Origin of the sequence: Marinobacterium marinum (genome assembly GCF_013868415.1) — a bacterium.
GTDB lineage: Bacteria > Pseudomonadota > Gammaproteobacteria > Pseudomonadales > Balneatricaceae > Marinobacterium > Marinobacterium marinum.
This window is the reverse complement of record NZ_JACEMT010000053.1, coordinates 92,657-110,854: the sequence shown is the minus strand read 5'-3', so window position 1 is coordinate 110,854 and position 18,198 is coordinate 92,657. Positions and strand designations below refer to the sequence as shown.

General features: G+C 56.0%; 19 protein-coding genes and 1 other RNA gene. 6 read left to right on the top strand and 14 right to left on the bottom strand.

The features are described 5' to 3' along the window. Positions 1–2: 2 nt before the first annotated feature. From H1S06_RS13650 to grpE, 9 genes are all read right to left on the bottom strand, one after another. Positions 3–449 (bottom strand): ATP synthase subunit C, encoded by a 447-nt coding sequence (locus H1S06_RS13650; RefSeq protein ID WP_181741146.1) that lies wholly within the window; start codon positions 447–449, stop codon positions 3–5. After that, positions 437–2,230 carry a V-type ATP synthase subunit I gene (locus tag H1S06_RS13645; RefSeq protein WP_181741144.1) on the bottom strand — a complete coding sequence of 598 codons (1,794 nt, stop codon included), beginning with the start codon at positions 2,228–2,230 and terminating at the stop codon, positions 437–439. Before H1S06_RS13645 ends, H1S06_RS13650 begins: the two co-directional genes overlap by 13 nt. Then, complete coding sequence (locus tag H1S06_RS13640; protein WP_181741142.1) at positions 2,227–2,832, bottom strand: V-type ATP synthase subunit D; 606 nt, start codon at positions 2,830–2,832, stop codon at positions 2,227–2,229. The genes H1S06_RS13645 and H1S06_RS13640 overlap by 4 nt, the downstream gene beginning before the upstream one ends. A 6-nt stretch (positions 2,833–2,838) precedes the next feature. Next, entirely contained in the window at positions 2,839–4,200 is a 1,362-nt protein-coding gene (locus H1S06_RS13635) for a V-type ATP synthase subunit B (protein ID WP_181741140.1), read from the bottom strand. A 26-nt stretch (positions 4,201–4,226) separates the two neighbouring features. Then, complete coding sequence (locus tag H1S06_RS13630; RefSeq protein WP_181741138.1) at positions 4,227–4,538, bottom strand: Nif3-like dinuclear metal center hexameric protein; 312 nt, start codon at positions 4,536–4,538, stop codon at positions 4,227–4,229. Between the two features lie 161 nt (positions 4,539–4,699). Continuing rightward, positions 4,700–5,509, bottom strand: coding sequence for a 4-hydroxy-tetrahydrodipicolinate reductase (dapB, locus tag H1S06_RS13625; protein WP_181741136.1), 810 nt, complete (start codon positions 5,507–5,509; stop codon positions 4,700–4,702). 48 nt (positions 5,510–5,557) lie between these two features. Beyond that, positions 5,558–6,691, bottom strand: coding sequence for a molecular chaperone DnaJ (gene dnaJ / locus H1S06_RS13620; protein WP_181741134.1), 1,134 nt, complete (start codon positions 6,689–6,691; stop codon positions 5,558–5,560). Between the two features lie 103 nt (positions 6,692–6,794). After that, entirely contained in the window at positions 6,795–8,714 is a 1,920-nt protein-coding gene (gene dnaK, locus H1S06_RS13615) for a molecular chaperone DnaK (RefSeq protein WP_181741132.1), read from the bottom strand. Positions 8,715–8,818: 104 nt separating this feature from the next. Next, positions 8,819–9,406 (bottom strand): nucleotide exchange factor GrpE, encoded by a 588-nt coding sequence (gene grpE / locus H1S06_RS13610; RefSeq protein WP_181741130.1) that lies wholly within the window; start codon positions 9,404–9,406, stop codon positions 8,819–8,821. A 184-nt stretch (positions 9,407–9,590) separates the two neighbouring features. Between grpE and recN the strand changes: the two genes are divergently transcribed. Then, entirely contained in the window at positions 9,591–11,258 is a 1,668-nt protein-coding gene (recN, locus tag H1S06_RS13605; RefSeq protein WP_181741128.1) for a DNA repair protein RecN, read from the top strand. 23 nt (positions 11,259–11,281) lie between these two features. Here the strand turns inward: recN and fur are convergent, their stop codons facing one another. After that, positions 11,282–11,713, bottom strand: a complete 432-nt coding sequence (gene fur / locus H1S06_RS13600; protein WP_181741126.1) for a ferric iron uptake transcriptional regulator — start codon at positions 11,711–11,713, stop codon at positions 11,282–11,284. An 88-nt stretch (positions 11,714–11,801) separates the two neighbouring features. On the opposite strand from fur, the gene H1S06_RS13595 reads away from it, so the two are divergent. Next, the gene (locus H1S06_RS13595) at positions 11,802–12,143 is read left to right on the top strand and encodes an outer membrane protein assembly factor BamE (protein ID WP_181741124.1); all 342 of its coding nucleotides are present in this window, start codon (positions 11,802–11,804) and stop codon (positions 12,141–12,143) included. Here the strand turns inward: H1S06_RS13595 and H1S06_RS13590 are convergent. Genes H1S06_RS13590 through H1S06_RS13580 form a run of 3 tightly spaced genes read right to left on the bottom strand, consistent with a single transcriptional unit; the run spans position 12,133 to position 14,285 of the window. After that, entirely contained in the window at positions 12,133–12,453 is a 321-nt protein-coding gene (locus tag H1S06_RS13590) for an RnfH family protein (protein WP_328515351.1), read from the bottom strand. The two genes, H1S06_RS13595 and H1S06_RS13590, sit on opposite strands and share 11 nt — an antisense overlap. Before the next feature lie 9 nt (positions 12,454–12,462). Continuing rightward, positions 12,463–12,894: a type II toxin-antitoxin system RatA family toxin gene (locus H1S06_RS13585; RefSeq protein WP_181741120.1), complete on the bottom strand. Its 432-nt coding sequence runs from the start codon at positions 12,892–12,894 to the stop codon at positions 12,463–12,465. A gap of 26 nt (positions 12,895–12,920) precedes the next feature. Then, complete coding sequence (locus tag H1S06_RS13580; RefSeq protein WP_181741118.1) at positions 12,921–14,285, bottom strand: sodium-dependent transporter; 1,365 nt, start codon at positions 14,283–14,285, stop codon at positions 12,921–12,923. A 162-nt stretch (positions 14,286–14,447) separates the two neighbouring features. On the opposite strand from H1S06_RS13580, the gene smpB reads away from it, so the two are divergent. The 4 genes from smpB to H1S06_RS13560 all read left to right on the top strand — a co-directional run bounded on the left by smpB (position 14,448) and on the right by H1S06_RS13560 (position 16,769). Beyond that, complete coding sequence (gene smpB / locus H1S06_RS13575) at positions 14,448–14,927, top strand: SsrA-binding protein SmpB (RefSeq protein ID WP_181741116.1); 480 nt, start codon at positions 14,448–14,450, stop codon at positions 14,925–14,927. 55 nt (positions 14,928–14,982) lie between these two features. Beyond that, positions 14,983–15,341, top strand: a transfer-messenger RNA (tmRNA) gene (gene ssrA / locus H1S06_RS13570). A gap of 183 nt (positions 15,342–15,524) precedes the next feature. Continuing rightward, complete coding sequence (locus tag H1S06_RS13565; RefSeq protein WP_181741114.1) at positions 15,525–15,830, top strand: hypothetical protein; 306 nt, start codon at positions 15,525–15,527, stop codon at positions 15,828–15,830. Between the two features lie 93 nt (positions 15,831–15,923). Beyond that, complete coding sequence (locus H1S06_RS13560) at positions 15,924–16,769, top strand: SDR family oxidoreductase (protein WP_181741112.1); 846 nt, start codon at positions 15,924–15,926, stop codon at positions 16,767–16,769. Between the two features lie 57 nt (positions 16,770–16,826). Here the strand turns inward: H1S06_RS13560 and gdhA are convergent, their stop codons facing one another. Next, positions 16,827–18,179 carry an NADP-specific glutamate dehydrogenase gene (gene gdhA / locus H1S06_RS13555; protein ID WP_181741110.1) on the bottom strand — a complete coding sequence of 451 codons (1,353 nt, stop codon included), beginning with the start codon at positions 18,177–18,179 and terminating at the stop codon, positions 16,827–16,829. Positions 18,180–18,198 lie beyond the last annotated feature (19 nt).

Genomic DNA, 18,198 nt, shown 5'->3' with positions numbered 1-18,198 from the left:
CGTTACGCAGGGATGCCGGCACTGATCACCAGCGCAAAAATAAACGCGAAGACTGCAAAGCCTTCAACAATCGCGACCGGCGCAATGGACATGCCGAAAATTTCCGGCTTGATCTTGGAAACATTGATGGCACTGGCACAGCAATGCCCCTGGCGTATCGCACTGATCAACAACGCCAGCCCTGCCAGCATGCCAACCGCAAACAACCCCGGCGCGTTATCCAGCGTAACGGTACGGTTCAGCGAGAACATCACCACAATACCGTAAATGGTTTGCGATGACGGCATCGCCACAACCCCCACATAACGCCCGTGACCGGTCTCCGTTTCCAGCAATGCTCCGCAGGCCGCCTGCCCCGCCAGCGCACAACCGATGATACTGCCGATTGCCCCCAGTGCCATGGGGCCATACAGTCCTGCCCATCCCAGGGCCAAAATCAGGTTATCCAAGGGTTCACCTCCCGTTTGGTGAAAGGTTGAAAAGCATAGCCCTCATCGGCCAGGCTCCAGTTATAGAACTCGATCAGATTCAGGCGCAAGCCGTGGATCACACCACTGACAACAGCCAGAACAAAGTTGAGAGAATGGCCCAGCAGCAAGATCAGCACTTCGAGGAACAGGCCCATGCCCGGTACGCTGGAAGCCACATCGCCAGCCAACTGGTTGAACGTGATGGCCAAGGACGCACTGGCCAGCCCAAGGGCAAACAAACGCAGGTAACTGAGCACGTCGCCAAACATTTTCGACAACCCCGTCAGCGCCATCAGACCATCCAGCAGACGCCACAACCAGTTCCTGGCACCCTGCAGCGGCCGCTCACTGGAGCACAGCAGGATCTGCAGCAGTCCCAGCCCAGCCAGCCACCATTCCACGTCCAACTGCTGTCGCAGCCAGCCACTGACACCCGCCAGAATGATCAGCACCCAGCCCAGTGGGGACAACATCGTCAACCGGCCACGGCTGCGCCAGGCGCTGACCAGATTCGCCAGTACCAGGTGACCGGCTCCCATGATGATCGACACCCGCATCATGCTGTCAAAGTCGTTCATGTCGAGTACTTTCAACCCCGCCAGCGGGGCCGGCGGCGCAGCACCGAAGTAACTGCCAACCATCACACCCCAGACCGTGGAAAACAGCGTCAAAGTGGCACCCAGGATACGCAACCGCCGCCCCGTTTCACTGCGCCCCATCCGCGACCAGTAAAACACCAACACGGCCCCCAGTAACAAGGCATACCCGGCATCACCCAAAATCATGGCAAAGAAAGCGGCAAACGAGAAAAACACCACCCGTGACGGGTCCCAGGCACGATAACCGGGCATTTGATAGAAACGTACGATCTCTTCACCGCCAGCCAATACATCGGGGTTATCGAGCAGCGTCGGGGGACGTTCTTCCGCCCCGACCGGCTCAACTACCAGCACCAGCCCCTCAGACCGGGCAAACTGTTCCAGCGCTTCACGTTGATCTGCTGCAAACCAGCCCTGGATAGCAAAGATCTCGCCTGCATCCAGCGTCTGCCGACTGACGTCGGCACAGTCGGCACGGTCCTGACTGCCGGCCAGGGAACGCTGCAGCAGGTATAACCAGCGTGTATGCGCCTCGCGCTCGGCATCCAGCGATTCCAGCTCAATCTCCAGGTCTTCCTGCTCGCGTCTGAGCCGATGCAGCGGTATGGAGCCGGTGTGCGTTCTCGGCACCGGCATCTGATTGGCACGCGGCTCTGCTTCAGCAATCACGGCAACATAGGAATGGCGGTTATCTCGATGTACCACCGACCAGGGCAGATCGGTTTTGGCCACTTCCGGCATGCGATAATTGGGCACCAGATAGAACCAGAGACGATACCCCGCCAGCCCCTGCTCCCCAGGCAGTTCAAAACTGCCCCAGGGTTCAAGATCGCGAATGCGCTTGCGCAGAAAATCCAGCTTTTCCTGCAACGCCAGCCGTCGTTTACGGTTTTCCAGCGTTGCATTCACCTCTGCCACCAGATCAAAATGACGCTCAGCCGTTACCTGGCGGCGCTTCTGTGGGCAGCTAAGCAGATAACGAATGACCTGCTGCAGCTGTTCGGGCAGCACCTCTTCCGGCAAGGTTTCATCCACCTCCGGCAAGGCCTGCGACAAGGGAATTACGTGCAACAGGCCCAGAGCCTGCAGCCGATCAAGCACCAGGGCCTTGTCCGCCGTCAGGCCAACGAGCGTCGCCTTCTCAAGCGTCAGAATACTCATAGTGCCATCATCCTCGCCCGCTTGTTCTTGGCCAGTTTGGCCCGTACCACACCGGCGCGTTCGGCATCCGACAAGGCGATACGGATACGTCGGATATTGGCCTCGGCCCTTGGAATCAGGACCTTGTCGAACAGGTTCAATCGCTGGGTCGTTTTTTGCAGCGCCGCTTCCAGGCGTTCCAACCGAGTTTTCTCAACCTGGTAACGAACTTTCAATTCCAGCATGTCCTGCAGGCGCGCTACCAGAATATCCACCCACTGAGGCAGCGCCAGACGCGAATATTGACTGCAGTCGATTTCGATCCGCTCAACAACCGGCAGTTCGATTCCCACCAGGTTATCCATGCGCTGATGCACACCGCGCACCTGCACCAGTGTGCTCATGTTCAGTGTTGTCCCAGCCAGCATCGGCAACTGCTCGGCCACTTCGGTTTCTACCTGCTGCATCTGCCGGGCAAATTCGGCCATCGCCTGACGCGATTTTATCCGGGCAGCCAGAATCTGCTTGCGCTTCAGATCCAGCGCCGGCACAAACTGCCGAAACGATTTCAACTGCCGGTTTTCATGATTGAGAGTGCTTTTGTTCAGCGCCAGCTTGCTCATGCCGCCTTACCCTGCCACCGCGTCCTTGGGGAAGTACTTATCCACAAGCTGCTGTTTCATCAGCAGCTCCTGAGGCCGAAAACATTCGGCCAAAGTTTGCCAGCACAGATCCAGGGCGGCTTCCAACGGCATGGATACATCGATATCCATGAAACGCGTACGGAACAGCCGACCGAACTTCAGCAAGCGATCGTCATATTCCGTCAGGTCGAAGGACATGGCCTGCTTCTGCTGAGCATCCCGAGCCTCGGCATAGAAGCGCACCATGGTATTCATGATTTGACCATGATCCTCACGGGTGACCTTGCCGATCACATGCTGTTTGAGACGCGACAGCGAACCAAAGGGGTCCAGCACACCATTGTGCAGATAAAACTGTCCTTCGGTGATATAACCGGTATTGTCCGGCACCGGGTGAGTCACATCATCGCCCGGCATGGTCGTCACCGACAGGATGGTGACCGATCCGGCGCCCTTGTAATCGCAGGCCTTTTCATAGCGCCGCGCCAACTGAGAGTAAAGGTCGCCGATATAACCGCGGTTAGACGGCACATGCTCCATAGAGATGCCGACTTCCTTCAGGGCATCCGCATAGGCAGTCATATCGGTCAGCAGTACCAGCACCCGCTTGCCCTCTTCCACCGCAAAACGTTCGGCGACGGCCAGCGCCATATCAGGCACCAGCAGCCCTTCGACCGTCGGATCAGATCCCAGGTGGGTAAACATGACTGTACGCGCACTGACACCGGCCTCTTCGAAGGCCTGGCGGAAGAAGTGGTAATCGTCGAAGATCAGACCGATTCCCCCGAACACCACCACATCGGCATCCGCGTTGGCACCAATTCGAGCCAGCAGCAGGTTATAAGGTTCGCCCGCCACCGAAAAAATCGGGATTTTCTGGCTTTCGACCAGCGAGTTGAACACATCGATCATCGGCACGTCGGTACGGATCATGCGCGATGCCAGAATCCGTCGGGCCGGGTTAACCGTGGGACCATCAATGTCGATCCGTGCCTCTTCACTCAGTGCCGGGCCACCATCAATGGCGCGTCCCGCACCGGAAAACGCCCGGCCAAGAATATTCGGAGAGAAAGTCACCTGCATCGGGTGACCCAGAAAGCGCACTCCGGCACGAGTCGACAGCCCCTTGGTGCCGGAGAATACTTGCAGCGATACGCTGTTACGCTCCAGCTGTATCACCTGCGCCATGTAGGGCGGCTGATCAGGGTCAATGATGTTTTCGATCAGTGCCAGATCACCGTAGCCGATGGCGGCCACATCACCTTCTTCAGGTTCGGGCACATGAACTTTGACAATATCGCCGACGATTTCCAGAATGCGTGAATAGCGAACCAACAGCTGTGTCACACCGATCTCCCTTTCCGTGCCTGATCTCAGATATCGGCCAACCGATATACATCATAGGCGACCTCTTCGTACGGGTGCGCCTCTTTAAGCGTGGCAACTGCGGTATGGATCAACTCATCGGGACATACCATCTCGATCTTGAGTTCTGCCACATGCTCCAGCTGCCCTGGCTGCCCCAAATACGGATTGGCCCCTGCCAGCGGGCGAAACTGCCCCTTTCCAGGCGTCTGCCAGCAACACTGGTCATACGCACCGATCTTGCCCACACCTGAAGCAAACAATGCCGTCTTGACCGCTTCGGCATCCTCTTCGGGCACAAAGAAACAGAGCTTGTACATCCTGCCTCCAGACTTCCAGTTCCGCTATACCTTAGCCCTGAGTGTGCAGGTGCAGCAAGCCTTATCCGTAATATGCCGCTTAAGAGTGACAGAAAGGTTGCGTTTGCGCATAAAAAAGCCCGCTACATGAGCGGGCAGAGGGAACAACAACAAGGTTGAATTCAGTGTAGACCCAGCACGTCCTGCATGTCGAACAGACCGGTCGATTTGTCCTGCAGCCAACCCGCTGCTCGGACGGCTCCTTTGGCAAATGTCATGCGGCTGGAAGCCTTGTGCGTAATTTCGATACGCTCACCCTCGGTAGCGAACAGTACTGTATGATCACCCACTACATCACCGGCACGAATCGTCTCGAAACCGATCTGCTTGGCCGGGCGGGCACCGGTAATACCTTCGCGACCGTATACGGCGCATTCCTTGAGATCACGCCCCAGCGCATCAGCCACGACCTCACCCATACGCAGTGCGGTACCGGACGGAGCATCCACTTTATGGCGGTGATGCGCCTCGATTACTTCAATATCGTAACCGCTGTCATCGCCCAGCGCCTTGGCGGCAATCTCCAGCAGTTTGAAACACAGGTTAACGCCCACACTCATGTTGGGTGCAAACACAATGGCAGTCTTCTCGCCTGCCTGCTGCAGCTCTTCTTTCTGACTGTCGTTGAGACCAGTAGTTCCGATGACAACCTTTTTGCCGTTGGCCGCGCAGAAGGCGACATTCTGCATAGTGACTTCCGGTGCCGTAAAATCGATCAACAGATCGAAGTCATCAACCACGGCATCCAGGCTGCCGACCAAATGTACGCCCAGCTTGCCGATACCCGCCAGTTCACCGGCATCAGCACCGATCAGCGAGCTGTCCGGCTCAACGACGGCAGCACTGAATGTCACCGCATTATCCTGCTGCAGTGCTTCAATAATGGTTTTGCCCATACGGCCGGCTGCGCCGGTCACCGCTACTCTGATCATGCTTTATTCCTGTGTCTGTATGTACCGGCACGCTGCTTATGCGCGCAATCAGGTCATATCTTCAAAAAACTTCTTCACCGAGTCAAAAAAGCCGTGTTTTTTCGGGCTGTGCTTGCTGTTACCCTCTTCCGTGGTTTCGGCAAATTCGCGCAGCAGTTCTTTTTGACGGCTGTTCAGGTTCACCGGTGTTTCAACCGCCACTTTCACCATCAAATCACCAACGCCGCCGCCACGAACCGGGGTAATCCCCTTGCCACGCAGACGGAACAGCTTGCCGGTTTGGGTTTCAGCCGGAATCTTCAGTTTGACGCGACCATCCAGCGTCGGCACATCCAGCTCGCCACCCAGCGCTGCATCCACAAAACTGATCGGTACTTCGCAGTACAGATGCTTGCCATCACGCTGGAAAATCGGATGTTCACGCACATGGACCTGTACGTAGAGATCACCATTCGGCCCGCCATGACTGCCCGCTTCGCCTTCGCCCGCCAGGCGAATGCGGTCACCGGTATCCACACCGGCCGGGATCTTGACCTGCAGCGTCTTGGTTTTTTCCACACGCCCCTGGCCGTGACAACTGTCGCAGGGGTCGGAAATCACCTTGCCTTCGCCACGGCAGGTCGGACAGGTTTGCTGCACGGAGAAAAAGCCCTGCTGCATGCGCACCTGCCCCATACCGCCACAGGTAGAACAGGTCTTGGCACTGGTGCCCGGCTTGGCACCGCTGCCATCACAAACCTCACAACCTACCAGCGTGGGGATTTCCAGTGTCTTCTCGCAACCGCGCACCGCCTCTTCCAGTGACAAGTCCAGGTTGTAACGCAGGTCGGCTCCACGTTGTACACTGGAACGATGACGGCCGCCACCGCCACCACCGAAGATGTCACCGAAGACATCGCCGAAAATATCGGAGAAGTTGCCTTCGAAGCCACCACCGCCAAAACCGCCACCCTGGCCATCGACACCGGCGTGACCGAACTGGTCATAGGCCGCTTTTTTCTGAGCATCAGACAAAACCTCATAGGCTTCGCTGATTTCCTTGAATTTGTCTTCGGCCTCCTGATCGTCCGGATTGCGGTCCGGGTGATACTTCATGGCCAGACGACGATAGGCTTTTTTGATATCTCGATCGGACGCGTCACGCGACACACCCAAAAGTTCGTAGTAGTCCTGCTTTGACATGTTCCGAATCTGACTTGTTAAGGTTTGGCCCGCAAGAGCCGGACATGACAACGCGGGCCTGGGCCCGCGCTGTCACACTGCAACGATCGACAAGCGCGAACGCTTACTTCTTATCGTCCTTAACTTCTTCGAATTCAGCGTCAACTACATCATCCGCCGCATCCTTCGCATCCGCCTCGGCACCTGCAGCCTGCTCAGCCTGAGCTGCATCAGCGTACATTTTCTGAGCCACGGCAGACAGGGCTTCGGTCAGCACTTCGGTCTTGCTTTCGATGGCATCCTTCTCGGTGCCTTTCAGTGCTTCTTCCAGATCCTTGATGGCCGCTTCGATCTTTTCTTTCTCGTCAGCAGTCGCCTTGTCACCTGCATCCTTCAGCGTCTTGTTCGCGGTGTGAATCATGGCGTCGCCCTGGTTGCGGGCAGCGGTCAGTTCCTCGAACTTTTTGTCTTCTTCCGCGTGCGCTTCAGCATCGCGAACCATCTGTTCGATTTCATCATCGTTCAGGCCGGAAGAAGCCTTGATCACGATCGACTGCTCCTTACCGGTTGCCTTGTCCTTGGCGGACACATTCAGGATACCGTTGGCGTCGATATCGAAGGTGACTTCGATCTGCGGCATGCCACGCGGTGCCGGCGGAATGTCAGCCAGGTCGAAACGACCCAGCGACTTGTTCTGCGCCGCCTGCTTGCGCTCACCCTGAACCACGTGAATGGTTACGGCTGTCTGGTTGTCATCAGCAGTCGAGAACACCTGCGACTTTTTGGTCGGGATAGTGGTGTTCTTTTCGATCAACGGAGTCGCCACGCCACCCATGGTTTCGATACCCAGGGTCAGCGGAGTTACGTCCAGCAGCAGTACGTCTTTCACGTCACCGGACAGAACGGCACCCTGAATGGACGCACCAATGGCAACCGCTTCGTCCGGGTTAACATCCTTACGCGGTTCCTTGCCGAAGAATTCGGCCACTTTCTGCTGCACCAGCGGCATACGGGTCTGACCGCCGACCAGGATCACTTCGTCGATCTCGGACGCAGACACACCGGAGTCCTGAATCGCGATGCGGCACGGCTCGATGGAACGCACCACCAGCTCTTCAACCAGTGATTCCAGCTTGGCACGGGACAGCTTCACGTTCAGGTGCTTCGGACCCGTCGCATCAGCTGTGATGTACGGCAGATTGACGTCAGTCGCCTGAGCGGAAGACAGCTCAACCTTGGCTTTCTCGGCCGCTTCCTTCAGACGCTGCAGCGCCAGCGGATCGTTGTGCAGATCGATGCCGCTTTCTTTCTTGAACTCATCAGCCAGGTAGTTGATCACCGCCAGGTCGAAATCTTCACCACCCAGGAAGGTGTCACCGTTGGTCGCCAGCACTTCGAACTGGTGCTCGCCGTCAACATCCGCGATTTCGATAATGGAAATATCGAAGGTACCGCCACCCAGGTCATAAACCGCGATGGTCTTGTCACCCTTCGATTTATCCATACCGTACGCCAGCGCAGCTGCCGTCGGTTCGTTGATGATGCGCTTCACTTCCAGACCGGCAATCCTGCCTGCATCCTTGGTCGCCTGACGCTGAGAGTCGTTGAAGTAGGCCGGTACCGTGATAACCGCTTCGGTTACAGACTCGCCCAGGTAGTCTTCGGCGGTCTTCTTCATCTTTTTCAGGATTTCGGCGGAGACCTGCGGCGGCGCCATTTTCTGACCTTTAACATCAACCCAGGCATCGCCGTTGTCAGCCGCAGTAATTTTGTACGGCACCATTTTGATGTCTTTCTGTACGACCTTATCGTCGAAACGACGACCGATCAGTCGCTTGATCGCAAACAGGGTGTTGTCCGGGTTGGTCACTGCCTGACGCTTGGCCGGCTGGCCCACCAGAGTCTCACCATCGTTGGTGTACGCGATAACTGACGGGGTGGTGCGATCGCCTTCAGCGTTCTCGATCACCTTGCTTTTTTCGCCGTCCAGGATAGCCACACAAGAGTTGGTGGTGCCCAGGTCAATACCGATAATTTTGCCCATGTTCTGCTCCGATATATCTCTTGCCCGCGCGACGGGCTCATAATCTGTCTAAAAACTGTTGCTTATCTATATGGGTACGCGTTGTCCGATTTCAACGCCCCGCGTCAACCTTTTGCGACCATAACCATGGCCGGACGCATCAGGCGACCGTTCAGCAGGTAACCCTTCTGCACCACGGTCACCACGGTGTTGGGCTCGACCCCGTCCGCCGGCACCATGGACATTGCCTGATGGTGTTCCGGGTTGAAGGGCTGTCCCTGGGGATCGACCTGTTCAACATTGAATTTACCCATGCTGCTCAGGAACATGTTCAGGGTCATCTCGACGCCTTCACGGATCGCCTTGACTGCTTCATCCTCGCCCTGGCTGGCCTCAATCGCCCGCTCAAGACTATCCACAACAGGTAACAGTTCATTGGCAAACTTTTCCAGCCCGAACTTATGTGCCTTTTCCACATCCTGCTCGGCACGACGGCGGATATTCTGAATTTCAGCCTGTGTACGCGGCTGCAGTTCGGCCAGCTCCTTTTGCAGCGCTTCGACTTCGACGCGCGACTCTTCGAGCTGTTGCAGCAAATCAGCCGCGGCCTCTTCGGCAACGCTTGGCTCACCGGCCTCTGTCTCGACTACGGACTCGACCGAGTCTTGAATCGGCTCTACGGGTTCCTGGGTGTTCTGCTGCTCTTTCGCCATCAGGTCTCTCCAACTGACTCTTGAGGTTACGCCTAGATGCCAATCTATATGGGGTTCTGCCCCACGGATTCAAGCGTGATCTGAAAAAAAATTAACCCGCCGTGATTGATGCCGGAAAGAAAATGACTTATATAGTAACTACTGTATAAATAACCACTGTACATAACCCCATAGGGTGAGCCTTATGCTGACGCAGATTACGATCCGTAACTTCGCGATTGTCGATGCCCTTGACGTCGAACTGAACACTGGAATGACCGTTATCAGCGGTGAAACCGGCGCCGGCAAGTCCATCATGCTGGATGCACTCGGGCTCTGCCTGGGTGCACGGGCCGACAGTGACAGCATTCTCAAGGATGCCGACAAAGCCGAATTGACTGCCAGTTTCGACATCCGTAATCTGCCCGCCGCTCTGCACTGGCTGAGCGAACATGAGTTGGAGGGCGAGGCACACGAATGCCAGCTACGCCGCGTCATCACCCGCGAAGGCCGCAGTCGCAGCTACATTAACGGCCGCCCGACACCTCTAGCACTGGTCCGAGAATTCGGTCAGCACCTGGTCGATATCCATGGACAACACGAGCATCAGCGCCTGCTGAAGAGGGATTACCACCGCGTGCTACTGGATGAATTCGGTGGCCATACCGATCTGGCCGACCAGGTCCGTCGTCACTTTCATGCCTGGCGACGCCTGAACAACGAATGGCTGGAATTGACCCAGATCTCCGATGAACGCAACGCACGTATTCAGCTGCTCAGCTATCAGGTCGAGGAACTGGATCAACTGGCCATGCAACCCGGTGAACTGGAACAACTGGAGCAAGAGCAGCAGCGTCTGGAAAATTCCGGCAGTCTGCTGAGTACAGGTCACCAGCTGCTGCAACTGAGCCATGATGCCGAGGGCGAAAACTGTCTATCCCTGCTCCAGCACTGCCTGCACCTGTTGGAACAGCTGGACAGCCGCGATACACGCGTGCAGCAGGCCGGTGAAATGCTCAATACCGCCCTGATTCAGGTGGACGAAGCCGGTCGCGAAATCCGCTATTTTCTGGACAGCATTGAAACCAACCCCGAACGTCGCCAGGAGGTAGAAGAACGTCTATCCGCCATCTACGACGTAGCACGCAAGCATCGCCTGCAACCCGAGCAACTGATTGAGTTTCACCAGTCGCTGCAAAGCGAACTGGGCGGCCTGGCCGGCTCGGACGAAGCGCTGGCACAACTGGAGCAGGACAAGCTCCTGGCCCACGAAGAATACCTGAAGGCTGCAGCCGAACTCAGCGAGGCACGCCAGCGCTGTGCCGGATTGCTCGACACCCAGATTGATCAGCAGCTGCACGCGCTGGGCATGCCCGCCGCCCACTTCAGTGTGTGTCTGACGCCTCAGGACGTCGAGCGTTACAGCGCCAATGGTCTGGAAGAGGTTGAGTTTCTGATCAGTACCAACGCGGGACAACCGGCACGTGCACTGGCAAAAGTCGCGTCCGGCGGTGAGCTTTCACGCATCAGCCTTGCGATCCAGGTCATCACCGCACAAACGTCCAGCACACCGACGCTGGTGTTTGATGAGGTCGATGTAGGCATTGGTGGTGGCGTTGCCGAGGTTGTCGGCCGCATGCTGCGCGAACTGGGTCAGCGCGTACAGATTCTATGCGTTACCCACCAGCCTCAGGTCGCGGCACAGGGCAATCAGCACCTGTTCGTAACCAAACAGGGACTGCAGAACGGCACCCATACACGGGTCCAGCAGCTCAATACCAAGCAGCGAGTGGAAGAGGTAGCCCGTATGCTGGGCGGTGTGGATATTACCCGTACCTCTTTGAATCATGCACGGGAGATGCTGTCAGCCTGAAAGGCTGACAGCCGTAAATACCTTTACGCCTTATCGTCCTCGCAACCATCCTTGCAGGTACCATAGAGGTAAAGGGTTCGCTCGGTGATTGAAAAACCCAGCTCCTCGGCCACCTTGTCCAGTATTTCACTCACTTTGGGTTCACTGAACTCGCGCACCTTGCCACACTTCACGCAAACCACATGGTCATGGTGTTCATCGCGTGCCAATTCAAACACCGAATGAGCACCTTCGAAGTGATGGCGTGATACCAAGCCAGCCGCTTCAAACTGAGTCAAGACTCGATAAACAGTCGCAAGACCAACATCTTCACCCTGCTCCATCAAAATTTTGTAGATATCCTCAGCGCTGAAGTGGTCACCCTCTCCAGCACGCTCCAGAATCTGATAAATTTTGACCCGCGGTAGAGTCACCTTCAGTCCGGCCTTCCGCAGTTCCTGATTTTCCAGTGCCATATTAGGTCTCAATCACTATGCTGTTCGGGATTTGCAATGTTAGACTCCATTATCTTTGTTTAGGCATGAAAACGGAAGCCATTGTCCGATGCGAAAGATTCTTCTCTGCGCCACAGTCGCTATTCTGATTGCAGGCTGCTCCGAATTTCCCGGCGTCTACAAAATCGACATTCCTCAAGGTAATGTCGTGACCCAGGAAATGGTTGACCAGCTACGTCCGGGCATGACCCCTTCCCAGGTACGCTATATCCTCGGCACCCCGCTGGTGAGCGATAGTTTCAGCGAGAACCGCTGGGACTATATCTACAGCATCAAGGAAGGAAGTGGACGCCGCTATCAGGAACGGATCAGCCTGTTCTTTGAAGATGGCAAGCTGGTCCGCCTGGGCGGCGATTTCCGCCCCGGAAGCAAACCCGACGCTACTCCTTGACAGCCTGCTCGGCCTCGGCGGCCTTCTGAGCCTTCATTTTGGCCGCCCTCCGAGCCCTCACCTCCTTAGGATCCGCAATCAGGGGACGGTAGATTTCCACCCGTTCTCCCTCAATCAGCACTCGTGTTCCCGGGTCCTTGATCGCTTTGCCAAAAATTCCCATCGGCGTGGTTTCCGGGTCTATTTCGGGAAACAGCTCCACAATCCCCGAGCGCACCACCGCCTGTCGAGCCGTGCACTCATCATCGACCTGTAGCGCGATGATTTTTTGCTCATGCGGCAGTGCATAGGCGACTTCAACATTCATCACTCTGTACTCCTAACCGTAGATTTCATCCGCCCTGCTCACAAAGGCATCCACCATTGTTGTAGCCACCGAACTGAACACCTTAGACATTGCCATCCCGGTCAGTTTCCCCTTGAACTCGAAGTCCATCGTCAACTCGACCTTGCAAGCCTCTTCATTCAGCGGCGTGAACACCCAGATTCCGCGCAAGGAGGAGAAGGGCCCTTCCACCAGCGCAATCTCCATTCTGTCAGGCCGCTGCAACCGATTGCGTGTTGTAAAGCTGTATTTCAACCCGCCTTTTGACAGATGCAGGGTTGCGACCAGCTCATCCTCTCGCTCTTCGATAATCGAAGTCGATGCACACCAGGGCAGGAAATGCGGATAGTTACGCACATCATTAACCAGATCAAACATCTGCTCTGCCGTGTGTAATACCAGCGCACTGCGATTTACTTGTGTCATATCGTCAAATACCCGGCTGGCCTGAATCAGGCCAGCTTTTCGTACAGGTTGACGACAAAGATGATCATCACGGCAACCGGCGCAACAAAACGAATTACCACCGACCAGGCACTGTAGAAGAAAGGCGAGTTCAGCGCCAACTCATCCTGCGTAATACGCTTGTTCAGTGCCCAGCCGGAATAAATCGCGATCATCAAGCCACTGAGCGGCAACATGATATTGGCTGTAATGAAATCGAGGAAATCAAAGATATTCATGCTGAGGATCTTGATGTCGTCCCAGTGGTTGAACGACAGCAATGACGCGATTCCCATCAGCCAGATGATGCTGCCCAGCAGCAAGGCCGCAGGCAGACGCTTCAGACCAAAACGCTCCACAACCCAGGCCGTGGCCGGCTCCAGCAGCGAAATGGCCGATGTCCAGGCTGCAACACCAACCAGCAGGAAGAACAGGAAGCCAAACACCTGGCCACCCGGCATCTGCCCAAAGGCTACCGGCAAGGTAATGAACATAAGACCCGGACCTGCACCCGGGTCCATCTGGTTGGCAAACACCACCGGGAAAATGGCCAGACCTGCTACCAGCGCCACCAACGTGTCCAGTACACCGATTGTCAGTACTGTCACACCGATGGAATCCTTTTTGCCCATGTAGGAACCATACGCCATGATCGCTCCCATACCGATGGACAGGGTGAAAAAGGCATGGCCCAGCGCGACCAGGACAGCATCCCAGGTCAAGGCTTCCAGATTGAAGCTGAACAGGAATGACCAGCCTTCGGCAAAGCTGCCGGTGTTCACGGAGTACCCCAACAGCACCAACAGCAGAGCGAATAAAGCCGGCATCATGATCTTGGTGGCACGCTCAAGCCCCTTGTTCACGCCACCAGCCACAACACCCACTACCATTAACACGAACAGTGTGTGCCACATCAGCATCTGTTCGGGGCTGGCAAGCAGATCACCGAAGCGCTCCCCCGCCAAGTCACTGCTGATATCCACAAACTGCCCGGTCCCCATCCCCGCGATGTAATGCAACACCCAACCGGCAACAACCGAATAAAAGGAAAAGATGATATAACCGGCCAGTACACCCAGCCACCCTATCAGGCTCCAGTTCTGGTTAAGCCCGGACTCGGCCGCTGTTTCACGTACTGCATTGATCGGACTCTGGCGTGCGCGCCGCCCGACCAGTATTTCACCCATCATGATTGGAATACCAACCAGCAGAATGCAGAACAGGTACACCAGAACGAAGGCACCACCACCGTTTTCACCTGTGATGTAGGGGAACTTCCAGATGTTACCAAGGCCGACAGCAGACCCCGTCGCCGCAAGAATGAAGATCCACCGGTTCGCCCATGAACCGTGAATAGACTGTTTTGACTGCATATCGCTCTCAAGTTCAAAATTGTACACGGAAGCAATTGTTCATAAATCGGACAGGGGTGACAACCTTTTCGGCCATTTGTTGCAACAAGCCCGCCGCCAAGTCACTGAAACATCGCGCAGCGCCGGCTTTCATTGCACCTGAGCCACCTATATAATCGCGCTATGGCAAAGAAAAAGAAGGCTCCAGGCGGAAACACCATCTGCCTCAATAAACGTGCCAAGCACGAATATACCATCGAAACCCGTTTCGAGGCTGGCTTGTCCCTGCAAGGCTGGGAAGTCAAAAGCCTGCGGGAAGGTCGAGGCCAACTGGTGGATTCCTACGTCGTATTCAAGAACGACGAAGCGTGGCTGGTCGGCGCGCACATCACACCACTGATCTCGGCGTCCACTCACTATGTCACCGACCCGCGCCGCGACCGCAAGCTTCTACTGCACCGCCGTGAACTCGACAAACTCACCACCGCGGTGGAGGCCAAAGGCTACACTTGTGTTGCCCTGGCACTGTACTGGAAGAACGGCATGGTGAAGTGCGAAATCGCCCTGGTGAAAGGCAAGAAACTGCACGACAAACGTGCGGACGAGAAAGAAAAAGACTGGAACCGTCAGAAACAGCGCGAAATGTCAGTATCCGTACGCTGAACTTTTCCGCTTCCACCCGGTCTATTAAACCGTTACAATAGTGCGTTACATATCTGGGGGTGACTTGGCTTCGACGCTGATTACGAACCCTTAGGTGCATGCCGAGAACGTGATGATTCTCGTAAATCCCTCATCACACAGTTATAGTTGCAAACGACGATAACTACGCTCTAGCTGCATAAGTCAGCTAGCGCCGCGCTCTAAGGTGTCTGTAACTCAGAGATTTTGCGGTGTCATTCGAGACAGAATCGCCTGGATGCTTTGCTCTAAGCTGAACGGTTAAAACTAAAAGAGCTCGCCCATAACACCCTGGCTCTCGGGTCGTGACGGGTTAATTAAATAGAGAAGCCTAAGCATGTAGATCTTGAGGCAGAGGATTGGCGGACGCGGGTTCGAAACCCGCCACCTCCACCAAATACCATACGCTAAGCGCCTGTTTTTACAGGCGTTTTTCGTTTCTGGCTGCCAGCTTTGCGCAAAGTATCAACTTCCCCTCTGCAACACCGCCTGTCTCGCACAACCAGCCGCCATTTAATTCGCATCCCGCGCTCAACTGTTCTAAGGTAATATTCCACCCTATACGCAAGGATGCGTGTTATGAAACGAATTTTCATCAGCCTTATTCTGATTACGGCAACTGGCGTTCCTTCAGCCAACGCCGATATTCGCCTGCAAAACGGGAAGGTCCTGGTCAGCGTCGGTGACCCTGTTGCCAAGCTGAACCGCTATCTGGAGCCTGTGCATAAACATTCAGGCCCGGTGTGCCACAAACCCTCGAATCACAGCTGCCGCCCACAGGACTCCCGCACCGGCATGATTTATGAGTACCATGCCAATCGAGTGGTATACACCGTCCAGACCTACCGCAAGACCATTACCTATGTTGAGTGGAGGCACCAGTAGCCGATATCCACAGCCGGGACCAGGGATGTCCGTCTGCATGTCATGCTAGTATTTGTGTTTTATCCACACGTACCGAGTAAGGAAACGACGCTCATGACACCCGTCATCCTGGTCACCGGCTGCTCCACGGGCATTGGACAACATTGTGCCGTCCGACTGCGGCAATCCGGTTATCGCGTATTGGCAACCGTACGCAAGCCCGAAGATGTCGCTCCACTGCAGGCGATGGGGCTGGAAAGCTTTGTCCTGGACCTGGCTTCATCCGAGTCCATTGCCCAGGCTGTTGCTCACACTCTGGAACTCACCGGCGGTCGCCTGGATGCACTCTTCAACAACGGAGCCTATGGCCAGCCCGGCGCGGTGGAAGACCTCAGCCGTGAAGTACTCCGCGAACAATTCGAAACCAATCTGTTCGGCTGGATTGAGCTGACCAACCGGATTATCCCGGTTATGAGGCAGCAGGGGCATGGCCGTATCGTCATGAACTCTTCCGTGCTGGGACTGGTGGCCATGAAGTACCGTGGAGCCTACAACGCTTCCAAATTTGCCCTTGAAGGCATTACCGACACCTACCGCCAAGAGCTGCACGGATCAGATATCCGCATCTCTCTGATCGAACCTGGCCCGATCAGCAGTGCTTTCCGACGCAATGCCTTGAGCGCCTTCACCCGCAATATTGATACGGTCAACAGCGCTCATGCGCCCACCTATGCTGGGGTACTGGCACGACTGGAAGGCGGTGAGGAACAGGACTCCTCCTTTACACTGCCACCGGAGGCGGTATTCAAGTCGCTGCGACACGCACTGGAAAGCCCACGCCCCAGGGCACGCTACTACGTTACCGTGCCGACGTACCTGCTCGGTTACCTGCGCCGGTTGGTGCCCGGCAGCTGGATGGACGCCCTGCTCCGGCGCGCCGCCGAAAAGGAAAACAGCTAAGACGGAAACAAAAAGGCCCGCTGTGCAGCGGGCCCTTGAGAAGCATGGCGGGTTCTATCAGACCACACCCTGTTCCAGCATGGCGTCCGCTACGCGGCGGAAACCGGCAATATTGGCACCCAGCACCAAGTTGTGCGGCTGATCAAACTCTTTCGCCGTTTCACTGCAACGGGTATAGATGTCAGCCATGATAGCCTGCAGCTGCTGATCAACCTGTTCAAAGGTCCAGCGTTGCATGCTGGCGTTCTGGCTCATTTCCAGCTGGCTGGTCGCCACACCACCCGCGTTGGCGGCCTTGCCCGGACCATAATGGATACGCTCCGCAATGAACACCTCTACCGCTTCAGGCGTAGACGGCATGTTGGCACCTTCACTGACGCAACGGCATCCGTTTGCCAACAAGGCACGCGCATCCGCTACAGTCAGTTCATTCTGAGTTGCGCAAGGGAAGGCTGCATCAGCCTGGAAGCGCCACACCGCATGACCATCTTCTGGATATTCACCTACCGGAATAAACTCTGCGTGCGGGAATTCATTCAGGTATTCACGCAGCGATACTCGCTTATGCTCCTTGAGGAGCTTCAGGGTTTCCAAGTCGATACCACGGCTGTCATACAACGTCCCGCTGGAGTCAGTACAGGTCACCGGGCGTGCACCCAACTGATACAGCTTTTCGATGGTGTAGATCGCCACATTACCGGCGCCGGATACCAGACAGGTCTTGCCTTCCAGACTATCACCATGAGCTTTCAGCATGTTAGACGCGAAGTAAACACAACCGTAACCGGTAGCTTCCTTACGCACCAGAGAACCGCCCCACAGCAGACCTTTACCGGTCAGTACGCCTTCATAGCGACCGGTCAGGCGCTTGTACTGGCCAAACATGTAACCGATTTCACGTGCGCCCACGCCGATATCGCCGGCCGGAACATCGGTATTCGGACCGATATGGCGGTACAGCTCGTTCATGAACGACTGGCAGAAGCGCATGATTTCCTGGTCAGAGCGGCCTTTGGGATCAAAGTTGGCGCCGCCTTTGCCACCACCGATCGGCAGGCCGGTCAGTGCGTTTTTGAAAATCTGCTCAAAGCCCAGGAACTTGATGATGCCGGCATTCACCGAAGGGTGGAAACGCAGACCGCCTTTGTAAGGCCCCAGCGCCGAGCTGAATTCGATGCGGTAACCCTTGTTGACCTGAACCTGCCCCTGATCATCGACCCAGGGAATCCGGAACATGATCTGGCGCTCAGGCTCGACCATGCGTTCGATGATACGGCTGTCCCGATAGTGGGGGCTCTGTTCCAGCAGCGGCTCCAGGGACTCCAGCACCTCTTCGACCGCTTGATAAAATTCGGTCTGGGCAGGGCTAGAGGCCATCAGGCCGGTGATGGTGTCATGTATATAGGACATTAAGTACCTCAGATGATGA